Origin of the sequence: Stenotrophomonas rhizophila, from assembly GCF_001704155.1 — a bacterium.
Classification (GTDB): domain Bacteria; phylum Pseudomonadota; class Gammaproteobacteria; order Xanthomonadales; family Xanthomonadaceae; genus Stenotrophomonas; species Stenotrophomonas rhizophila_A.
Genome location: NZ_CP016294.1, coordinates 3,154,074 through 3,173,606, shown reverse-complemented (window position 1 = coordinate 3,173,606; position 19,533 = coordinate 3,154,074). Strand labels below are relative to the sequence as shown.

The following is a 19,533-nucleotide window of genomic DNA, read 5'->3' as shown; positions in this document are numbered from 1 at the left end:
ACCATTGTTTTCTGGAGGGATCATGAGCGAAGCAACCACCGCCCCCGGCTTCAAGCCGAAGAAGTCCGTCGCCCTGTCGGGCACCGCCGCCGGCAACACCGCCCTGTGCACCGTCGGCCGCAGCGGCAACGACCTGCATTACCGCGGCTATGACATCCTGGACCTGGCCAACACCAGCGAGTTCGAGGAAATCGCCCATCTGCTGGTGCACGGCAAGCTGCCCACCCGCGCCGAGCTGGTCGCCTACAAGGCCAAGCTGAAGTCGCTGCGCGGCATCCCGGCCGCGGTCAAGGCCGCGCTGGAAGAACTGCCGCCGTCGGCGCACCCGATGGACGTGATGCGCACCGGCGTTTCCGTGCTGGGCTGCGTGTCGCCGGAAAAAGACGACCACAACCACCCCGGTGCCCGCGACATCGCCGACAAGCTGATGGCCTGCCTGGGCTCGATGCTGCTGTACTGGTACCACTGGAGCCACAACGGCCGCGCGATCGACGTGGAGACCGACGACGATTCCATCGGTGGCCACTTCCTGCACCTGCTGCACGGCGAGAAGCCGCAGGATTCGTGGGTGAAGGCGATGCACACGTCGCTGATCCTGTACGCCGAGCACGAGTTCAACGCCTCGACCTTCACCTGCCGCGTCATCGCCGGCACCGGCAGCGACATGTACAGCTGCATCACCGGCGGCATCGGCGCGCTGCGCGGACCGAAGCACGGCGGCGCCAATGAAGTGGCGTTCGAAGTGCAGAAGCGCTACGACTCCCCGGACGAAGCCGAGGCCGACATCAAGGCCCGCGTCGAGCGCAAGGAAGTGGTGATCGGCTTCGGCCATCCGGTCTACACCGTCAGTGATCCGCGCAACAACGTGATCAAGGACGTGGCCCGCGAACTGTCCAGCGAGCAGCAGAACCTGAAGATGTACGACATCGCCGAGCGCCTGGAATCGGTGATGTGGGACATCAAGAAGATGTTCCCGAACCTGGACTGGTTCAGCGCTGTCAGCTATCACATGATGGGCGTGCCGACCGCGATGTTCACCCCGTTGTTCGTGATCGCCCGCACCTCGGGCTGGAGCGCGCACGTGATCGAACAGCGCATCGACGGCAAGATCATCCGCCCCAGCGCCAACTACACCGGCCCGGAAGACCAGGCTTTCGTGCCGATCGACCAGCGCCGCTGAACGAAGGGCCGGCCCACGGGCCGGCCTTTCCGCATTTCCCGCACGGCCCGCCAAACAGAAGCAGCTACCGCCAGCCATGAACACTGATTACCGCAAGACCCTGCCCGGCACCGCGCTGGACTATTTCGATACCCGCGCCGCAGTCGATGCGATTGCCCCGGGTGCCTATGCCACGCTGCCGTACACCTCGCGCGTGCTGGCCGAAAACCTGGTGCGCCGCTGTGACCCGGCCACCCTGGAGGCCTCGCTGCGGCAGCTGATCGAGCGCCGCCAGGACCTGGATTTCCCGTGGTATCCGGCGCGCGTGGTTTGCCATGACATCCTCGGCCAGACCGCGTTGGTCGACCTGGCCGGCCTGCGCGATGCCATCGCCGACGCCGGTGGGGACCCGGCCCAGATCAACCCGGTGGTACCCACCCAGCTGATCGTGGATCACTCGCTGGCGGTGGAATACCCGGGCTTCGACAAGGCCGCGTTCGAGAAGAACCGCGCCGTTGAAGACCGCCGCAACGAAGACCGCTTCCACTTCATCAACTGGACCAAGAAGGCGTTCAAGAACGTCGATGTGATCCCGCCGGGCAACGGGATCATGCACCAGATCAACCTGGAGAAGATGTCGCCGGTGATCCAGGTGCGCGATGGCGTGGCCTTCCCCGATACCTGCGTGGGTACCGACAGCCACACCCCGCACGTGGACGCGCTGGGCGTGATCGCCATCGGCGTGGGCGGCCTGGAAGCGGAGAACGTCATGCTCGGCCGCGCCTCGTGGATGCGTCTGCCGGACATCATTGGTGTCGAGCTGACCGGTCGCCCGCAGCCGGGCATCACCTGTACCGACCTGGTGCTGGCGCTGACCGAGTTCCTGCGCAAGGAGCGCGTGGTGGGGGCGTGGATCGAGTTCTACGGTGAAGGCGCCACCGCGCTGACCATCGGCGACCGCGCCACCATTTCCAACATGACCCCCGAGTTCGGCGCCACGGCGGCGATGTTCTCGATTGACCAGCAGACCTTGGACTACCTGCGCCTGACCGGCCGCGAAGAGACCCAGGTGAAGCTGGTGGAAACCTACGCCAAGGTGACGGGCCTGTGGTCGGACGACCTGGGCCAGGTGCGCTACGAGCGCGTGCTGAAGTTCGACCTGTCCAGCGTGGTGCGCAACATGGCTGGCCCATCCAACCCGCACAAGCGCGTGGCCACCAGCGAACTGGCCGCGCGCGGCATTGCCGACGAAGCCAAGCTGGCCTCCGGCAAGCTCGAGCAGGAGCAGGGGCTGATGCCTGACGGCGCTGTGATCATCGCGGCCATTACCAGCTGCACCAACACCAGCAACCCGCGCAACGTGATTGCCGCCGCGTTGCTGGCGCGCAACGCCAACCGTGCCGGGCTGAGCCGCAAGCCGTGGGTGAAGAGCTCGCTGGCGCCCGGTTCCAAGGCCGTCCAGTTGTACCTGGAAGAGGCCGGCCTGATCGGCGACCTCGAACAGATGGGCTTCGGCATCGTCGGGTTTGCCTGCACCACCTGCAACGGCATGAGCGGTGCGCTGGATCCGAAGATCCAGCAGGAAGTGATCGACCGCGACCTGTACGCCACCGCCGTGCTGTCGGGCAACCGCAACTTCGACGGGCGCATCCATCCGTATGCCAAGCAGGCCTTCCTGGCCTCGCCGCCGCTGGTGGTGGCCTACGCCATTGCCGGCACGGTGCGCTTCGACATCGAGAAGGACGCGCTGGGCTTCCGCGCCGATGGCAGCGCGATCACCCTGAAGGACCTGTGGCCGAGCGATGCCGAGATCGACGCCGTGGTGGCTGCCAGCGTCAAGCCGGAACAGTTCCGCCAGGTCTATGAGCCGATGTTCACCTTCAAGGTCGAACACGGTGCGCCGATCAGCCCGCTGTACGACTGGCGCCCGCAGAGCACCTACATCCGCCGCCCGCCGTACTGGGAAGGCGCGTTGGCCGGCGAGCGCGGGCTGACCGGGATGCGTGCACTGGCGGTGCTGGGCGACAACATCACCACCGACCACCTGTCGCCGTCCAACGCGATCCTGGCCAGCAGCGCCGCCGGTGAGTACCTGGCGAAGATGGGCCTGCCCGAGGAGGACTTCAATTCCTACGCCACCCATCGCGGGGACCACCTCACCGCGCAGCGTGCCACCTTCGCCAACCCCAAGCTGATCAATGAAATGGCCGTGGTCGATGGCCAGGTCAAGCAGGGTTCGCTGGCGCGCATCGAGCCGGAAGGCAAGGTCACCCGCATGTGGGAGGCGATCGAAACCTACATGGAGCGCAAGCAGCCGTTGATCATCATTGCCGGTGCCGATTACGGCCAGGGCAGCTCGCGCGACTGGGCGGCCAAGGGCGTGCGCCTGGCCGGCGTGGAAGCCATCGCCGCCGAGGGCTTCGAACGCATCCACCGCACCAACCTGATCGGCATGGGCGTACTCCCGCTGGAGTTCAAGCCGGGCGTGAACCGCCTGTCGCTGGGCATCGACGGTACCGAAACCTTCGACGTGGTCGGTGAGCGCGTGCCGCGCGCCGAGCTGACCCTGGTGATCAACCGCCGTGACGGGGAACAGCTGCGGGTGCCGGTCACCTGCCGCCTGGACACCGCAGAAGAAGTCTCGATCTACGAAGCGGGCGGGGTATTGCAGCGTTTTGCGCAGGACTTCCTCGAATCCTCGCAGGTGGCATGACATGACCCCTCTCCCCCAACTCCGCATTCCCGCCACCTACATGCGCGGTGGCACCAGCAAGGGTGTGTTCTTTCGCCAGCAGGACCTGCCGTTTGCCGCGCAGGTCCCAGGTCCGGCGCGTGATGCGCTGCTGATGCGCGTGATCGGTTCGCCCGATCCCTATGGCAAGCACACCGATGGCATGGGCGGGGCGACGTCCAGCACCAGCAAGTGCGTGATCATCTCGGCGCCATCGGTGCCCGACCATGATGTGGATTACCTCTACGGGCAGGTCTCGATCGACACCGCGTTCGTGGACTGGAGCGGCAACTGCGGCAACCTCAGTACCGCCGTGGGACCGTTCGCGATCAGCAACGGTTTCATCGATCCGACCCGCGTTCCGCGCAATGGCATCTGCACGGTGCGGATCTGGCAGGCCAACATCGGCAAGACCATCCTGGCCCACGTGCCGGTGGTGGACGGGCAGGTGCAGGAGATCGGCGACTTCGAACTGGACGGGGTGACCTTCCCGGCCGCTGAGATCGCGCTGGAGTTCCTCGATCCGTCCGACGACGGCGAAGGCGAGGGCGGTTCGATGTTTCCCACCGGCAACCTGGTCGACACGTTGGATGTGCCCGGCGTGGGCAGCTTCCAGGTGACGATGATCACCGCTGGCATTCCCACCATCTTCCTCAACGCGGCGGACCTGGGCTACACCGGTACCGAGCTGCAGCCGGCGATCAACGAGGACAAGGCCGCGCTGGCCCGGTTCGAGGCGATCCGCGCACACGGCGCGGTGCGCATGGGCCTGATCGACAGCATCGACCAGGCTGCGACCCGCCAGCACACGCCCAAGGTTGCGTTCGTCGCACCGGCGCAGGATTACGTGTCCTCCAGTGGCAGGCAGATCGCGGCGGGCGACATCGACCTGCACGCCCGCGCGCTGTCGATGGGCAAGCTGCACCACGCCATGATGGGTACCGCGGCGGTAGCCATCGGCACGGCTGCCGCCATTCCGGGCACGCTGGTGAACCTGGCGGCTGGCGGGGGCGAGCGCGGCGCGGTGACGTTCGGGCATCCATCGGGAACCCTGCGTGTGGGCGCGGAGGCGGCGCAGGTCGATGGCCAGTGGACCGTGACCAAGGCGATCATGAGTCGCAGCGCACGGGTGCTGATGGAAGGCGCGGTAAGGGTCCCGGCCCGGACCGTCTGACCGCCCCGTACGCACCACCTGGGACACGCCATGCGTGTCCAGGCAGCCCGTAACGCCCGGGTGCATAATGAAGCCCTTGTTCAAGGAGCGACATATGGCAACGGTCGGGCGGTGGGGCTGGAAGGGAATCCTGGGAATGGCGCTGGTCGCCGGCCTGGCACTGGGGATCGGCGGCTGCAAGCGCAACGACAGCGGCCAGCTGCCCACGCCGTCGGGCGCGCCGATTGCCGCCAAGGCAGAAGCCGTCAGCGAGTTCACCCTGGTACGCGCCTTCCCCGACCAGAAGAGTGATGGTCTGTCGCTGGCCCTCGAGTTCTCGCGGCCGCTGGTCGGCACCCAGGACTTCGACACACTGGTCCGCTTCGGCGAAAAGGTCGGCACCGAGGACAGCAGCTGGACCCTGTCCGACGACGGCAAGACCCTGCGCTACCCGTTCGTCGAGGCGGCCAGGGAGTACACCCTGATCGTCTCGCCGGACCTGCTGGCCGCCGACGGCAGCCGGATCGGCAAGGAACTGCGCCAGAAGGTCTTCAGCGGTGAACTCAAGCCGGTGGCTGGCTTCGCCTCGCAGGGCAGCGTGCTGCCGGCACGCGAAAGCCGCGGCCTGCCGGTGGTGTCGGTCAACGTGAAGGAAGTGGACGTGGAGTTCCTGCGCGTGCGCGACAAGGAACTGTCCAGCTTCTTCAGCCAGTACCAGCGCGGCGGCCGCCGTGGCAGCTGGGAGCTGGACAGCGAATACGGCGACAAGACCCCGATGTCGCAGCTGGCCGAGCCGGTCTACGTCAACCGCTTCGTGCTGGGCGGCAAGCAGAACGAGCGCGTGCTGACCTACCTCCCCACCCAGGACATCAAGGAACTGCAGGAGCCGGGCCTGTACTTCGCGGTGATGAAGCGCAGCGGTTCGTTCGACAGCGAGTTCGACACCGCCTTCTTCACCGTGAGCGACATCGGCCTGCACACCCGCGCCTACAAGGACACCCTGTTCGTGCACACCGCCTCGCTGCAGAGCGGCGCGGCGCTGAAGAAGATCGACCTGCGCATCATCGACGCCAAGGGCGAGGTGGTGCTCAAGGGCAGCACCGACGGCAACGGCAACGCGCTGCTCAACTACACCCTGGATGCGGGCCATGTGCTGATTGCCAGCAGTGGTGCGGATACCTCGATGCTGCCGTTCAACCAGCCGGCGCTGGACCTGAGCGAGTTTGCCGTGTCCGGCCGCGACAACGCGTGGTTCGACGTGTTCGCCTGGTCCGGGCGCGACCTGTACCGTCCCGGCGAAACCGTGCGCATTTCCGCGCTGCTGCGCGACAACGACGGCAAGCCGGTCAGCGGCCCTGGCAAGGGCGGGCAGCCGGTGTTCCTGCGCCTGAAGCAGCCTGACGGCAAGACCTTCCGCGAAACCCGCCTGCAACCGGGCGAGCAGGGCTACCTGAGCTTCGAACAGACCATCCCGGTGGAGGCGCCGACCGGGCGCTGGCAGGTGGAGTTCCGCACCAACCCGGCCAGCAAGGAGGCAATCCAGGGAATGACCCTGCGCATCGAGGAGTTCCTGCCCGAGCGCATGAAGCTGGACCTGGACAGTCCGCAGAAGACCCTCAAGCCGGGAGAGCCGCTCAAGCTGCAGGCCGATGCGGCCTACCTGTACGGTGCGCCGGCCGATGGCAACCGCTTCACCGCGCGCCTGGCGGTGGCGGCCGAGCAGTCGCCGGTGGAATCGCTGCCGGGCTACTTCTTCGGCGACCCGACCCTGGAACTGCCGCGCGAAGCGCGCGATGTGATCGATACCGAGTTCCCCGCCGACGGCACGCTGCGCCAGGACGTGGAGCTGCCGGCCGAGGTCAAGGCCAGCGCGCCGGTGGCGGTGGTGCTGTCGGGCAGCGTGTATGAAACCGGCGGGCGCACGGTCAGCCGCACCCTGAAGCGGGTGCTGTGGCCGGCCCCGGTGCTGGTCGGCGTGCGCCCGCTGTTCAACCCCGATGACGGCGCCGATGCGAACAGCAACGCGCGCTTTGAAGTCCTGCGCGTGGATGCGGCCGGCAAGCCGCAGCCCGGCAAGGGCCTGAAGGTCACCCTGGTGCGCGAGCTGCGTGATTACCACTGGACCTTCAACGACAACCGTTGGGATTACGACTTCAGCCGCCGCTTCGAGAACAAGGAAAGCCGCACCCTGGACGCCGGGAGCGCGGCGGTGGGGGTGGACTTCCCGGTGGAATGGGGCGAGTACCGCCTGGATGTGTTCGACCCGGCCACCGGGCTGACCAGCCGTTACCCGTTCCACGCCGGCTGGAGCTGGAACGACGAAAACCGCGGCTTGGATGCACGCCCGGACAAGATCAAGCTGGGCCTGGACAAGACCGGCTACAAGGCCGGCGACAAGGTCCGCGTCACCGTCACCCCGCCGCACGCCGGCAAGGGCGTGCTGATGGTTGAAAGCGACAAGATGCTGTACGTGCAGGAGATCGACGCCAAGCCGGGCAGCACCTTCGACATTCCGGTCACCGCCGAGTGGGAGCGCCACGATGTCTACATCACCGCGCTGGTGTTCCGCGGTGGCAGTGCGCCGAGCAAGATCACCCCGGCCCGCGCGGTCGGCGTGGTCCACGTTCCGATGGACCGCAAGGCACGCCAGATCGCGGTCGGCCTGTCCGCGCCCAAGCAGATGCGGCCGGAGCAGGCCCTGCCGGTGACGGTGAGCGCGCCGCAGCTGGCGGGCAAGCTGGCGCATGTCACGGTCTCGGCGGTGGACGTGGGCATCCTCAACATCACCCGCTTCCCGGTGCCCGATGCGGCCGGCCACTTCTTCGCCCAGCGTCGCCTTGGCGTGGATGCGTACGACATCTACAGCCGGGTGATCGAAAGCTTCGATGGCAGCAGCGGCAAACTGAAGTTCGGTGGTGACATGGCCCTGGCCGCGTTGCCGCAGGCCAAGCGCCCCACCGCGCGCGTGCAGACCGTGGACCTGTTCTCCGGCCCGGTGAAACTGGATGCCAAGGGCATTGCCCGGATCGCGTTGAAGGTGCCGGATTTCAACGGCACCCTGCGCGTCTCCGCGCTGGTCTACGCCGATGACCAGTACGGCAAGCGCGACGTGGAAACCGTGGTGCGTGCACCGATCCTGGCCGAAGCCAGCATGCCGCGCGTGCTGGCCCCGGGCGACCGCAGCACGGTCACCCTGGATGTGCAGAACTTCACCGGCAAACCGGGCGAGTTCAACGTGCAGGTCGATGGGATCGGCCCGCTGACCCTCGGCGAGCCCAGCCGGGCGCTCAAGCTCAACGCCGATGCCAAGAGCACGCTCAGCTTCCCGCTGGTGGCGCGCGAGGGCTACACGGTGGCCAAGGTGCGGGTGCGGGTGGAAGGCAACGGCTTCAAGGTCGACCGCCGCTATGACCTGCCGGTACGCGCGGCGTGGCCGCAGGTGCTGCGCGCGCAGACCCGCACGCTGGACCCGCTGGCCGACGTGGAGCTGGGCGCCGGCCTGGCCGATGGCCTGATGAGCGATTCGGTCACCGCGCGCATGCTGGTCAGCGCGCTGCCGCCGATTCCCTTCGCCAGCGCGCTCGACGGTGCCCTGAAGTATCCGTATGGCTGCGCCGAACAGACCACCAGCAAGGGCTACGCGGCACTGATGCTGGATGAAGCCACCTCGGCCATGCTCGGTGCCGATGGGCTGGATGCCAGGACCCGCCGCGAACGCATGGAAGGCGCGTTCGGCCGCCTGGCGTCGATGCAGGTAGCCAACGGCAACTTCTCGATGTGGGGCGACGACGGCTACGTCAACCCGTGGCTGACCCCGTACATCGCCGAGTTCCTGCTCGACGCCAAGGACGCCGGCTTCGCCGTGCCCGACGGTGTGCTGCAGAAGGCGCTCAACCGGCTCAGCGAGGACCTGCTGTCCGGCGGCAACCAGTTCTACGGCGAGGACCGCCGCGAGAACCTGAAATTCGCCAACCAGGCGTACTCGGGCTATGTGCTGGCGCGGGTCAACCGGGCCCCGCTCGGTACCCTGCGCGCGCTGTACGACAACGAACGCAGCAAGTCGCTCACCGGCCTGTCGCTGGTACACCTGGGCATCGCGCTGTCGCTGCAGGGTGACCACAAGCGGGGCGATGCGGCCATTGCGGCCGGTTTCGCCAAGCCCAGCAGCGAGCGCCCGCAGTACTTCGGCGATTACGGCAGCGCGGTGCGCGACGATGCGTTGATGATCGCGCTGCTGCACGAGCGCAAGCTGTCCAAGCCCGCCTACGACGCGCGCGCGGTGGAACTGGGTCGCGCGCTGGATGCCCGCCGCAACAACGGCTGGATGTGGCTGAGCACGCAGGAACAGGTGGCCATCGCCCGCCTGGGCAAGGCGCTGGCGGCCAACCAGACCAGGCAGGTATCCGGCGAGCTGGCCGTCGGGAGTGACGTGGAAGCGATCGCCGCGCGCCGCATGTTCGGCCGTAGTTTCGACTACGCCGCACTGGCCAAGGGCGTGCGGTTCAGCCCCAAGGGCGAGCCGCCGATGTTCGCCAGCCTGGAAGTGGCCGGCATTCCGCGCACCGCCCCGGAACCGGACAGCCGCACCCTCGGCGTGGAACGCAGCTGGTTCACCACCGACGGCAAGCCGTGGACCCCGCGTGCGCTGAAGGAAGGCGAGGCACTGATCGTGCGCGTCAGCGTGACCCCGAACGTGGACATGCCCGATGCGCTGCTGACCGACCTGCTGCCGGCCGGGCTGGAGATCGAGAACTTCAACCTGGGCGATGCCAAACAGTGGGCCGACGTGGTGGTCGATGGACTGCGCGTGGAAGACCGTGGCGAGGCGGCCACGCTGCGCCACGAAGAGTTCCGCGACGACCGCTACGTGGCCGCGCTCAAGCTCTCGCGTGGCAGTACCGCCAAGGTGTTCTACCTGGTGCGTGCGGTCACCCCCGGCACCTACACGGTGCCCCCGCCGCTGGTCGAGGACATGTACCGGCCCGACCTGCGCGGGGTGGGGCGCAGCAACCCGACCACGCTGACGGTGGTCCAGCCGTGACCAAGGGCGGGCCCCGGCCGACGCCGGGGCCCGCGATGCCGGCCGTACTGCAATGACGACCCTTCGCTCCCGACTGCACTGGAACCGCTGGCGTCCCTGGCTGTGGCCGGTGTTGCGCTGGGGCACGGCCGCGCTGCTGGCTCTGCTGCTGGTGCTGGACCTGGCGTTCCCGCCGCCGTTGCCCCGGCAGCGCGATACCAGCACGCTGGTGGTGGCCGGCGACGGCACGCCGCTGCGCGCGTTTGCCGACGCCGATGGCGTGTGGCGCTATCCGGCCTCGGCCAGCAGCGTGTCGCCGCTGTACCTGCAGGCCCTGCTGAACTACGAAGACCGTTGGTTCTGGCGCCACCCCGGGGTCAACCCCTGGGCGCTGCTGCGCGCCGGCAAGCAGTGGCTGCTGGAACGGCGGATCGTGTCCGGTGGCTCCACCCTCACCATGCAGGTGGCCCGCATCCTCGACCCGCACACGCGCACCCCGTGGGGAAAGGCCAAGCAACTGCTGCGCGCGGTGCAGCTGGAACTGCACCTGGACAAGGCGCAGATCCTGGCGTTGTACCTCGAGCGCGCACCCTACGGCGGCACCATCGAAGGCGTGGAAGCGGCAAGCTGGGCGTATCTGGGCAAGCCGGCAGCGCAGCTGTCGCATGCCGAAGCCGCGCTGCTGGCGGTGTTGCCGCAGTCGCCCAGCCGGCTGCGCCCGGACCGCCACCCGGAGGCGGCACAGGCTGCGCGCGACAAGGTGCTTGAGCGCATGGTGGCGCTCGGGGTATGGACACGCGAGGAAGTGGACGACGCCCGTATCGAAGCGGTGGTGACCCGCGCGCTGCAGCCGCCGCTGCATGCGGCGCTGCTGGCACAGCGCCTGCATGCCGCGCAGCCGCGCGCCGCGCGCATCCAGAGCACGCTGGACAGCGGGCTGCAGCGCACCCTGGAAGAGCGCGTGGCGTCGTATTTCTCGCAGCTGCCCGAACGCACCTCGGCGGCCCTGCTGGTGGTGGACAACCGCACGCTGGAGGCGCGTGCCTACGTCGGGTCGGTGGCGTTCGGTGACAGACAGCGGCTGGGTCACGTGGACATGGTCCAGGCCTGGCGTTCGCCGGGCTCCACGCTCAAGCCGTTCCTGTATGGCATGGCCATCGACGACGGCCTGATCCATTCCGAAAGCCTGATGGTCGATGCGCCGCAGAGTTTTGCCGGGTATCGCCCCGGCAACTTCGATGCAGCGTTCAATGGCCCGGTGAGCGCCGCTACCGCGTTGCGGTTGTCGCTCAACGTACCGGCGGTGGACCTGCTGGACCGGGTCGGCTCGGCGCGTTTCGCCGCACGCCTGTCGCATGCCGGCATCACCCTGCGCTTCCCGCACGGCAGCGCGCCGAACCTGTCGCTGATCCTGGGCGGCACCGGTGCGCGGCTGGAGGATCTGGTTGGCACGTTCGCCGCGTTCAACCGCAACGGCATCGCCGGCCGCGTGCGCTACACGCCCGGTGATGCAGTGATCGAACGGCGGCTGATGTCACCGGGCGCCGCATGGATCACCCGCGAAGTACTTGAATCCAACCCGCGCCCGGGCTATGGCGCCGGTACGTTCGACGTGACCGGGCGCCCGCGCGTGGCCTGGAAAACCGGCACCAGCTACGGCTATCGCGATGCCTGGGCGATCGGCACCACCCGCCACTACACCGTGGGCGTATGGGTGGGGCGACCGGACGGCACGCCGTTGCCGGGCCAGTACGGCGCGGTGACCGCATTGCCGCTGATGTTCGAAGTGGTGGACAGCCTGCCACGCCAGCGCGGTGACGCCGCCGCCGCGCCACTGCCGGCCAACGTCACCCAGGCCGAGGTGTGCTGGCCGACCGGCGAACGCGCCGAGGCCACGCCGCCGGCACTGTGCCAGCGACGCCTGCAGGCCTACCTGCTCGATGATGTGGTGCCGCCCACCTTCGCAGAACGCGATGCGCGGCTGTGGCAGGCGGGGCGGCAGGCATTCAACGTGGATGCCCGCACCGGCCTGCGGCTGTCACCGGAATGCAGCGAACCGCACGAGGCCCAGCGCCGTGAAATAGCGCGGTGGCCGGCGCTGGTGTCGCCGTGGCTGCCACTGGCCCAGCGCCAGGCCGCGCAGCTGCCGGCGCTGTCGCCGGATTGCCGCGATGATGGCCGCAGCAGTGCGGGCAGCCTGCATATCGAGGGCCTCAACGACCGCGCAACGCTCGCACGCGCTCCCAATGCCGAACACGGTGTGCGCCTGCAGCTGCGTGCGCTGGGCAGTGAGCACGCGGTGGACTGGTTGCTGGATGACCGCTGGATCGCGCGCAGCGAAGGCGCGCGCAGCTTCCAGCGGGATTTCGACGAAGCCGGCGAGCACACCCTCACCGCGCTCGCCGCCGATGGTGCCTGGACCCAGGTGCGGTTCCGGATCCTCCGGTAACCGTCATTCGCGGGGGTAGACGGCCAATACCGAACAGCCGGGGCGGGCGAAGCGTGGGGTGTGGGCGCGTTGATCGCCTCCCTCACCATCGTTGACCAGGCCATTGTCGGCCATGACGATGCGGTCGCCCGGGTTGCCGCAGATCAACCCGTTCTGGAAACCGGACTGGAAGTCCACGGCGGTGGCGCCCTCCAGGATGCTGCAGCTGCTGCCCAGCTCCAGGTGGTAGTAGCGATGACCGCCGTTCTTCTTCGGATTGGTTTCCACCACCACGCCCTTGGGATCTTCGCTCCAGCCGCGCACGTTGCGGGTGGCGAAGCAGAACTCGGGAGAACCCTGGAAGGCCTGGGCCCGGTTGCTGCGCGCTGATCTGGCCGTCACATTGACTGTCGGCAGGGTCGCCGCGTACTGACGGCTGCTTTCGCGGGCGGCTTCGGCGAAGCTGCGGTTGTCCATCAGCCCGACCGCCGCCACCGCGCAGGTGCGGCCGTCGACCACCAGACGCTCACCGGGACTGCCACACGCCCAGCCATCGGGTGCGTCCAGCCGGACTTGTTCGGCCTCGTTGACACCGGGGCAGGCATCGGTGAACTCCAGCCGGTACGCCTGGCCATTGGCGCCCAGCACGGCGATGGCCGCAGGGCTGGCCTGCTCGACCTGGCGCACACCGCGTGCATCCAGGCAGTGCGGTGAAGGTGGCGAGCGCTCGCCTGCCGCGGGGGCAGGCTGAGCGAAGGCCCCGGCAGAAGCCAGCAGGGCAAGCACAAGCGGGGCAGAACGGCGGGCAATGGTCACGATGCATTCCATGCAAGGAGGACGTGGGCGACCTTACCACCGTGCCATGGCCGACGCATTGCCGATTCATTGCACGGTACCGACCAACGGTCGGCACCTACCGATCATGCATGCGTATCTGGTAGGTACCGACCGTTGGTCGGTACGGCGATCATTCGCCGATCCAACCCTCGAGCAGGTCCGCGAACTCATCGGCGTGTTCTTCTTCCTGCGCCAGGATTTCCTCGAGGATCCGCTTGGTGGTGGTGTCCTTGTCGCCAACGAAGTTGATCATTTCCCGATAGCTGTCGATGGCGATGCGTTCGGCGATCAGGTTCTCGCGGACCATGTCGCGAAGGTCCTTGCCTTCCTTGTACTCGGCATGGGAGCGTCGGGTCAGCGTGTCGGGGTTGAGGTCGGGTTCGCCGCCCAGCTGCACGATGCGCTCGGCCAGCTTGCCGGCATGCGCCTGCTCCTGCTGTGCGTGCTCGAGGAATTCGCCCTTGACCGCATCGGCCAGCATGCCCTTGGCCATGAAGTAGTGGCGGTAGTAGCGCAGCACGCACACGTATTCGGTGGCAAGCGCATCGTTGAGCAGCTTGATCACCGCTTCGCGGTCGGCGGTGTAGCTGTCGGTGATGGCGCCATCTTCGATGTCCTTGCGGGCCTTGGCGCGCAGGGTGGCCGTGTCGCTGATGCCCGGCGGACGGCTGGCGGGCTGCGGCGTGCTGTCGTTGGAGGAGGGTTTCGGGTGCTGCTTGGCTGGCTTTGACATGGCTGGCCGGGTTCCTTTGTTGCGGGAGGGGGATCAGCTGGGCAGGTGCTCCAGCACGTACTGCGCCGAAGAGACCTCGAACTTGCCGGGCTCTTCGATGAAGGTGTTGCGGACCACGCCGTCTTCCACGTACAGCGCGAAGCGGCGCGAGCGCATGCCCATGCCGGAACTGCTGGCATCCAGTTCCAGGCCGAGCGCGCGGGTGAAATCGCCGTTGCCATCGGACAGCAGCTGCAGCCCGTCGGGAACCTGCTGGCTTTCGCCCCAGGCCTTCATCACGAACGGGTCGTTGACCGCCATGCAGAACACGTCGATGCCGCGGTGGCGGAAATCGGCGAAATGCTCGACATAGCCGGGCAGGTGGCGGGCCGAGCAGGTCGGGGTAAACGCGCCGGGCACCGCGAACAGCACCGCCTTGCGGCCATCGAACAGGGCATGGGTGTCCAGCGTCTCCATGCCCTCGCGGATGCGCTTGAGGGTGACTTCGGGAATGCGGTCGCCAACGTGGATGGTCATGGGAGCTCCTGGGTCAAGGGCAGGGTAGTGAGGGGCGTGGGAGGGCGGCGTCAAAACGTTGAAAGCCGCCTGTTCATTCCCATATCGAGCATGAGCGGAACTTGTGGGTACCGCATTGCGCAGGATCATCCGCCCGATCACGGCAGCCGGGCTGCCAGCCGCTAGAATTGCGCTGACGGGGCCCGCCGGCGCGGGCGGCCGAACTTATTCGAGGTGTATGGATGGAATTCAAGGATTACTACGCCACGCTGGGTGTGGAACCCAGCGCGGGCGATGCCGAAATCAAGACCGCCTACCGCCGGCTGGCGCGCAAGTACCACCCGGACGTGAGCAAGGAAACCGGCGCGGAAGAGAAGTTCAAGGCGGTCAACGAGGCCTATGAGGCGCTGCGCGATCCGCAGAAGCGCGCGGCCTATGACCAGCTCAAGGCCCAGGGCTACCGGCCGGGCGAGGAGTTCCATGCCCCGCCGAACTATGGCGGTGCGCAGGGCTTTGATTTTGAGGAAGTGTTCGGCGGCGGCGCCGGTGGTGGTGGCTTCAGCGACTTCTTCGAAAGCCTGTTCGCCCGCCAGCGCGGCGGCGGCGGGGCTGGCCGCGCCAGTGGCTTTGGCGGCGCCGGCGCCGGCGCCGGCCCGCAGCCGGTCCGCGACACCCGCGCCAAGCTGTCGGTACCGCTGGAAGCGGCCTACGGCGGTGACAGCCTGCGCATCACCGTCAACGGCAAGCAGCTGGACGTGCGCGTGCCCAAGGGCATCCGTCCGGGCCAGGTGATCCGGCTGACCGGGCAGGGCACCAACGGCGGCAACCTGCTGCTGGAAGTGGAATACGCCGCGCATCCCCAGTTCGAGGTCGACGGCCGCAACATCCTCTACACGCTGGATGTCACCCCGTGGCAGGCGGCATTGGGGACCTCGATCAGCGTCCCCACCCTGGGCGGTGCCGTGGAGCTGAAGGTGCCGGCCGGCTCGGACGCCGGGCGCAAGCTGCGCCTGCGTGGCCGCGGCCTGCCGGGCAACCCGGACGGCGATCAGATCGTGGAAATCGAGATCATCGCCCCCGTGCCGACCGATGAGGCGCAGAAGAAGGCCTACAAGGCGCTGGCCAAGGCATTCGGCGAAAAGATCTAGCCGGGGTACCGACCAACGGTCGGTATCCACAACGGGTAGGTACCGACCGTTGGTCGGTACGCACTCAGATCATGCGGAAGGCGGCTGCTGCCCGCTGAAGACCCGTTCCAGCACTTCGGACAGCTCGTCTTCGGAAAACGGCTTGGTGATGTAGGCCTTGGCACCCTGGCGCATGCCCCACATGCGGTCGGTGTCCTGGTCCTTGGTGGTCACCAGGATCACGGGGATGTGCTTGGTGGTGGCATCGCGCGCAAGGGTGCGGGTCGCCTGGAACCCGTTGAGGTTGGGCATCACCACATCCATCAGGACCAGGTCGGGCAGCTCGGCCTTGGCCACTTCCACCCCGTCGGCGCCATCCACGGCGGTCAACGTCTCGTGACCCAGCTTCTCGACGATGCGTTTGATTGCGACCTGCTGCAACTGTGAATCGTCGACGATCAGAATGCGTGCCATGTTGTTCCCCAAGTGATGCCCGCAGTGTAGGGCCGCGCCCGTGTCAGAGAGAAGCGTCCGCCGCGCCGTCCGTCGCCCAGCTGCAACGCTCAGTCGATCCGCACCACGGTGCGGCCCAGCGCGCCGCCAGCCAGCATCCGCTCGAACGCGGCCGGCAATGCCTCCAGGGCGATCTCGCCGGTGCAGATCGCGTCCAGGTGGCGCGGCTTCCAGTCGCCGCCCAGTCGCTCCCAGACCTGCTCACGCAGCGCACGCGGGGCCGAAGACGACGACACGCCCAGCAGCGACACGCCGCGGATGATGAAGGGCATCACCGTCATGTCCAGCACGGGGCTGGCGGCCAGGCCCGCGCTCACCACGCTGCCATAGGGCACGGTCTGGGCCAGCAGGCCGGCCAGCATCGGCCCGCCAGCATTGTCCAGGCCACCCCCGAAGCGGGCGGACGCCATCGGCTTGTCCGTGGCCAGGCTGTCGCGCGGCAGCACCTCGCGCGCGCCCAGCCCCCGCAGGTAATCGGCCTGATCGGCCTTGCCGCTGATCGCGTGCACCTCGAACCCCGCCCGGCTGAAGATATCCACCGCCAGCGAACCGACCCCGCCGGTCGCACCGGTCACCGCCAGCGGGCCGTGGGCCGGGGTGAGCCGGTTGTCGAGCATCCGGAGCAGGGCCAGCGCCGCAGTGAAACCGGCGGTGCCGATCACCATTGCTTCGCGCGCGCCCAGGCCGGCGGGTCGTGCGATGACCGCGCTGGACGCCAGCCGGACATACTGGCTGTAACCGCCATCGCGGGTCTCGCTGAGCCCGCAGCCGGTGGCCAGCACCGCATCGCCCTCGCGCCAGGCCGGGTCGGCCGAGGCCACCACCGTGCCGGCCACGTCGATCCCGCCCACCAGCGGGAAGCGGCGCAGGATGCGCCCCTTGCCGGTGCCGGCCAGGGCATCCTTGTAGTTCACCGACGACCATTCGGCGCGCACCACCACCTCGCCCGGGTTGAGCTGGGCCAGGCCGATCGGCTCCAGGCCGCTGTGGTGGCCCTGCTCGTCCTGGTGGATGCGGAAAGCGGTGAACCGCTCGGGGATCGCCATGGGGGTGGCCCTGCAGAATGGGGGGCTCCACCTTACCGTGATGAATCGCGGCCTGCGCCGGGTTGCCCCTTCCAATCCTGTCGGTCAGCCCCATCTAGTAGAATCGGACAGGATTGAACGGTTGACGGTGCGGGACTGGCCCGCAGGCAACCTTTACTGATGGAGCGTGCATGGCCTGGAATACACCCGGCGGCAACAAGGGCGGACAGGGTTCCGACGAGAATCGACGAGGGCCGTTCGGCCCGCGCGGTGGCGGCGGTGGTGGTGGTTGGGGCGGGTTGCCCGGACCGCTCAAGGACCTGTTCGATGGCGGCATCCTGCGTTGGGTGGCGGTGGCGGTGGTCCTGCTGCTGTTGTTCTCCAGCTTCCAGCTGATCGGCGAACAGCAACGCGGCGTGGTGCTGCGCTTCGGCCAGTTCTCGCGGATCCTGCAGCCCGGCCCGAACTTCAAGCTGCCCTGGCCGATCGAGTCGGTGACCAAGGTCAACGCGACCCAGATCAAGACCTTCAGCAGCGAAGTGCCGGTGCTGACCCGCGACGAGAACATCGTGCGCGTGTCGCTCAACGTGCAGTACCGCATCGACGATCCGCGCCTGTACCTGTTCGGCTCGGTTTCGGCCGACCAGGTGCTTGAGCAGTCGGCGCAGAGCGCGGTGCGCGAGCAGGTCGGCCGTGCCGACCTCAATGCCGTCCTCAACAACCGTGGCCCGCTGGCCGTGGTCGCGCAGGAACGCCTGCAGGCCGCGCTCAAGGCCTACCGCACCGGCCTGGTCGTGACCGGCCTGACCCTGCCCGATGCCCGTCCGCCAGAAGAGGTCAAGCCGGCCTTCGACGAGGTCAACGGTGCCCAGCAGGTCAAGGAACGCCTGATCAACGAAGCCCAGGCCTACGCGGCCAAGGTCGTGCCCGAAGCCCGTGGCCAGGCCTCGCGCGCCCGCACCACCGCCGAAGGCTTCAAGCAGGCCGTGGTGGCTCGCGCGCAGGGTGACGCCGAGCGCTTCAGCCTGCTGCAGGCCCAGTACAAGGACGCCCCGGAAGTCACCCGCAAGCGCCTGTGGCTGGAAACCGTCGAGAAGGTGTTGGCCGAGAACCGCAAGGTCATCGGCGGCGATGGCCGCCAGCTGATCTACGTGCCCATGCCCGACAACCGCGCCGGCGTTGCCGCCGGCAACAGCGGCACCCCGCTGGTGACCCCGGAAGTGATGATGCCGTCGCTGCCGGCCAGCACTCCGGTTGACGGCGTGCGCAACGCCGAGCGCCCGACCACGCGCCCGACCACCCGACCGACCGGTAGCGAAGGAGCCATCCGATGAAGAGTCCGCTTTGGATTGGCCTGGCCGTTGCTGTCCTGCTGGGCCTGCTGGGTTCGGTGTTCGTGGTCCGTGAGGACCAGACCGCCATGGTGCTGAACCTGGGCAAGGTGGTCCGTGCCGACATCAAGCCCGGCCTGCACTTCAAGCTGCCGCTGGTGGAAACGGTGCGCGTGTTCGACCGTCGCTTCCAGGTGCTGGCCACCGCCCCGGCGCGTTACTTCACCGCCGAGCAGAAGGACGTCAGCGTCGACTTCTTCGCCATTGGCTACATCTCCGACGTGCGCGCCTACTACCGCGCCACCGGCGGCGATGCCAGCGTGGCCGATGCCCGGCTGGCGCCGATCATCACCGACTCGCTGCGCAACCAGATCAACTCGCGTTCGTTGCAGCAGCTGGTCTCCGGCGATCGCAGCGAATTGATTGCCGGCCAGCTGACCGGCATCAACGAGGCGGTCAAGGGCCTGGGCATGCAGATCATCGACCTGCGCATCAAGCAGATCGACCTGCCGACCGACAGCCAGGTGATCAACGACGTGTACGAGCGCATGCGCGCCCAGCGCAAGCAGGAAGCGGCCAAGCTGCGGGCAGAGGGTGAAGAGCAGTCGCTCACCATCCGTGCCCAGGCCGACCGCGAAAGCACCGTGATCGTGGCCGAAGCCGAGCGCGACGCCCAGCGCCTGCGCGGTGCCGGCGACGCCGAAGCGGCCCGCATCTACGGCCAGGCCGGCTCGGCCGATCCGTCGTTCTTCTCGTTCTACCGCAGCCTGGAGGCCTACCGGAACTCCATGACCGACGGCAACGGGGTGATCGTGCTGGACAAGAACGACCCGTTCCTGCAGTACCTCAAGAACGACCGCTGACCGCCGGTTGAACCTGCCACCCTGCGGGGTGGCGGTCGACCCCGGAAACCCGGATAATGCACAAAAGCCGGACGGGCCTCCCCGTTCGGCTTTTTCCGTGTCTGGGACTGCCTGCGCC

At 67.8% G+C, this 19,533-nt stretch carries 13 protein-coding genes; 8 read left to right on the top strand and 5 right to left on the bottom strand.

Translation table 11 applies throughout. The features are described from left to right. Positions 1 to 22: 22 nt before the first annotated feature. The 5 genes from prpC to pbpC all read left to right on the top strand — a co-directional run bounded on the left by prpC (position 23) and on the right by pbpC (position 12,512). Entirely contained in the window at positions 23 to 1,180 is a 1,158-nt protein-coding gene (gene prpC, locus BAY15_RS14210; RefSeq protein ID WP_068853668.1) for a bifunctional 2-methylcitrate synthase/citrate synthase, read from the top strand. Positions 1,181 to 1,256: 76 nt separating this feature from the next. Beyond that, positions 1,257 to 3,872 carry a Fe/S-dependent 2-methylisocitrate dehydratase AcnD gene (gene acnD, locus BAY15_RS14205; RefSeq protein WP_068853667.1) on the top strand — a complete coding sequence of 872 codons (2,616 nt, stop codon included), beginning with the start codon at positions 1,257 to 1,259 and terminating at the stop codon, positions 3,870 to 3,872. Between the two features lies 1 nt (position 3,873). Further along, complete coding sequence (prpF, locus tag BAY15_RS14200) at positions 3,874 to 5,064, top strand: 2-methylaconitate cis-trans isomerase PrpF (RefSeq protein WP_068853666.1); 1,191 nt, start codon at positions 3,874 to 3,876, stop codon at positions 5,062 to 5,064. 136 nt (positions 5,065 to 5,200) lie between these two features. After that, positions 5,201 to 10,084, top strand: coding sequence for an alpha-2-macroglobulin family protein (locus BAY15_RS14195; protein ID WP_428999272.1), 4,884 nt, complete (start codon positions 5,201 to 5,203; stop codon positions 10,082 to 10,084). 52 nt (positions 10,085 to 10,136) lie between these two features. After that, on the top strand, positions 10,137 to 12,512 hold the full coding sequence (pbpC, locus tag BAY15_RS14190) for a penicillin-binding protein 1C (protein ID WP_068853664.1): 2,376 nt from the start codon (positions 10,137 to 10,139) through the stop codon (positions 12,510 to 12,512). A gap of 3 nt (positions 12,513 to 12,515) precedes the next feature. On the opposite strand, the gene BAY15_RS14185 is transcribed toward pbpC, so the two are convergent. The 3 genes from BAY15_RS14185 to BAY15_RS14175 all read right to left on the bottom strand — a co-directional run bounded on the left by BAY15_RS14185 (position 12,516) and on the right by BAY15_RS14175 (position 14,577). Continuing rightward, positions 12,516 to 13,307 (bottom strand): hypothetical protein, encoded by a 792-nt coding sequence (locus BAY15_RS14185; RefSeq protein WP_237334267.1) that lies wholly within the window; start codon positions 13,305 to 13,307, stop codon positions 12,516 to 12,518. Positions 13,308 to 13,458: 151 nt separating this feature from the next. Continuing rightward, positions 13,459 to 14,061, bottom strand: coding sequence for a ferritin-like domain-containing protein (locus tag BAY15_RS14180; RefSeq protein WP_068853662.1), 603 nt, complete (start codon positions 14,059 to 14,061; stop codon positions 13,459 to 13,461). A gap of 33 nt (positions 14,062 to 14,094) precedes the next feature. Next, complete coding sequence (locus BAY15_RS14175; RefSeq protein ID WP_068853661.1) at positions 14,095 to 14,577, bottom strand: peroxiredoxin; 483 nt, start codon at positions 14,575 to 14,577, stop codon at positions 14,095 to 14,097. 221 nt (positions 14,578 to 14,798) lie between these two features. On the opposite strand from BAY15_RS14175, the gene BAY15_RS14170 reads away from it, so the two are divergent. Beyond that, positions 14,799 to 15,704, top strand: a complete 906-nt coding sequence (locus BAY15_RS14170) for a DnaJ C-terminal domain-containing protein (RefSeq protein WP_068853660.1) — start codon at positions 14,799 to 14,801, stop codon at positions 15,702 to 15,704. Positions 15,705 to 15,773: 69 nt separating this feature from the next. On the opposite strand, the gene pilH is transcribed toward BAY15_RS14170, so the two are convergent. Then, positions 15,774 to 16,157 carry a twitching motility response regulator PilH gene (pilH, locus tag BAY15_RS14165; protein ID WP_068853659.1) on the bottom strand — a complete coding sequence of 128 codons (384 nt, stop codon included), beginning with the start codon at positions 16,155 to 16,157 and terminating at the stop codon, positions 15,774 to 15,776. Between the two features lie 89 nt (positions 16,158 to 16,246). Next, on the bottom strand, positions 16,247 to 17,242 hold the full coding sequence (locus tag BAY15_RS14160) for a YhdH/YhfP family quinone oxidoreductase (protein WP_068853658.1): 996 nt from the start codon (positions 17,240 to 17,242) through the stop codon (positions 16,247 to 16,249). Between the two features lie 170 nt (positions 17,243 to 17,412). On the opposite strand from BAY15_RS14160, the gene hflK reads away from it, so the two are divergent. Continuing rightward, the gene (gene hflK / locus BAY15_RS14155; protein ID WP_068853657.1) at positions 17,413 to 18,555 is read left to right on the top strand and encodes an FtsH protease activity modulator HflK; all 1,143 of its coding nucleotides are present in this window, start codon (positions 17,413 to 17,415) and stop codon (positions 18,553 to 18,555) included. Continuing rightward, positions 18,552 to 19,415, top strand: a complete 864-nt coding sequence (gene hflC / locus BAY15_RS14150) for a protease modulator HflC (protein ID WP_068853656.1) — start codon at positions 18,552 to 18,554, stop codon at positions 19,413 to 19,415. Before hflK ends, hflC begins: the two co-directional genes overlap by 4 nt. Positions 19,416 to 19,533 lie beyond the last annotated feature (118 nt).

Excerpts from the sequence above, each read along its gene's own strand:
- prpC (WP_068853668.1), top strand. The coding sequence starts at position 23 with ATGAGCGAAGCAACCACCGCCCCCGGCTTCAAGCCGAAGAAGTCCGTC.
- acnD (WP_068853667.1), top strand. The coding sequence starts at position 1,257 with ATGAACACTGATTACCGCAAGACCCTGCCCGGCACCGCGCTGGACTAT.
- prpF (WP_068853666.1), top strand. The coding sequence starts at position 3,874 with ATGACCCCTCTCCCCCAACTCCGCATTCCCGCCACCTACATGCGCGGT.
- BAY15_RS14195 (WP_428999272.1), top strand. The coding sequence starts at position 5,201 with ATGGCGCTGGTCGCCGGCCTGGCACTGGGGATCGGCGGCTGCAAGCGC.
- pbpC (WP_068853664.1), top strand. The coding sequence starts at position 10,137 with ATGACGACCCTTCGCTCCCGACTGCACTGGAACCGCTGGCGTCCCTGG.
- BAY15_RS14180 (WP_068853662.1), bottom strand. The coding sequence starts at position 14,061 with ATGTCAAAGCCAGCCAAGCAGCACCCGAAACCCTCCTCCAACGACAGC.
- BAY15_RS14175 (WP_068853661.1), bottom strand. The coding sequence starts at position 14,577 with ATGACCATCCACGTTGGCGACCGCATTCCCGAAGTCACCCTCAAGCGC.
- BAY15_RS14170 (WP_068853660.1), top strand. The coding sequence starts at position 14,799 with ATGGAATTCAAGGATTACTACGCCACGCTGGGTGTGGAACCCAGCGCG.
- pilH (WP_068853659.1), bottom strand. The coding sequence starts at position 16,157 with ATGGCACGCATTCTGATCGTCGACGATTCACAGTTGCAGCAGGTCGCA.
- BAY15_RS14160 (WP_068853658.1), bottom strand. The coding sequence starts at position 17,242 with ATGGCGATCCCCGAGCGGTTCACCGCTTTCCGCATCCACCAGGACGAG.
- hflK (WP_068853657.1), top strand. The coding sequence starts at position 17,413 with ATGGCCTGGAATACACCCGGCGGCAACAAGGGCGGACAGGGTTCCGAC.
- hflC (WP_068853656.1), top strand. The coding sequence starts at position 18,552 with ATGAAGAGTCCGCTTTGGATTGGCCTGGCCGTTGCTGTCCTGCTGGGC.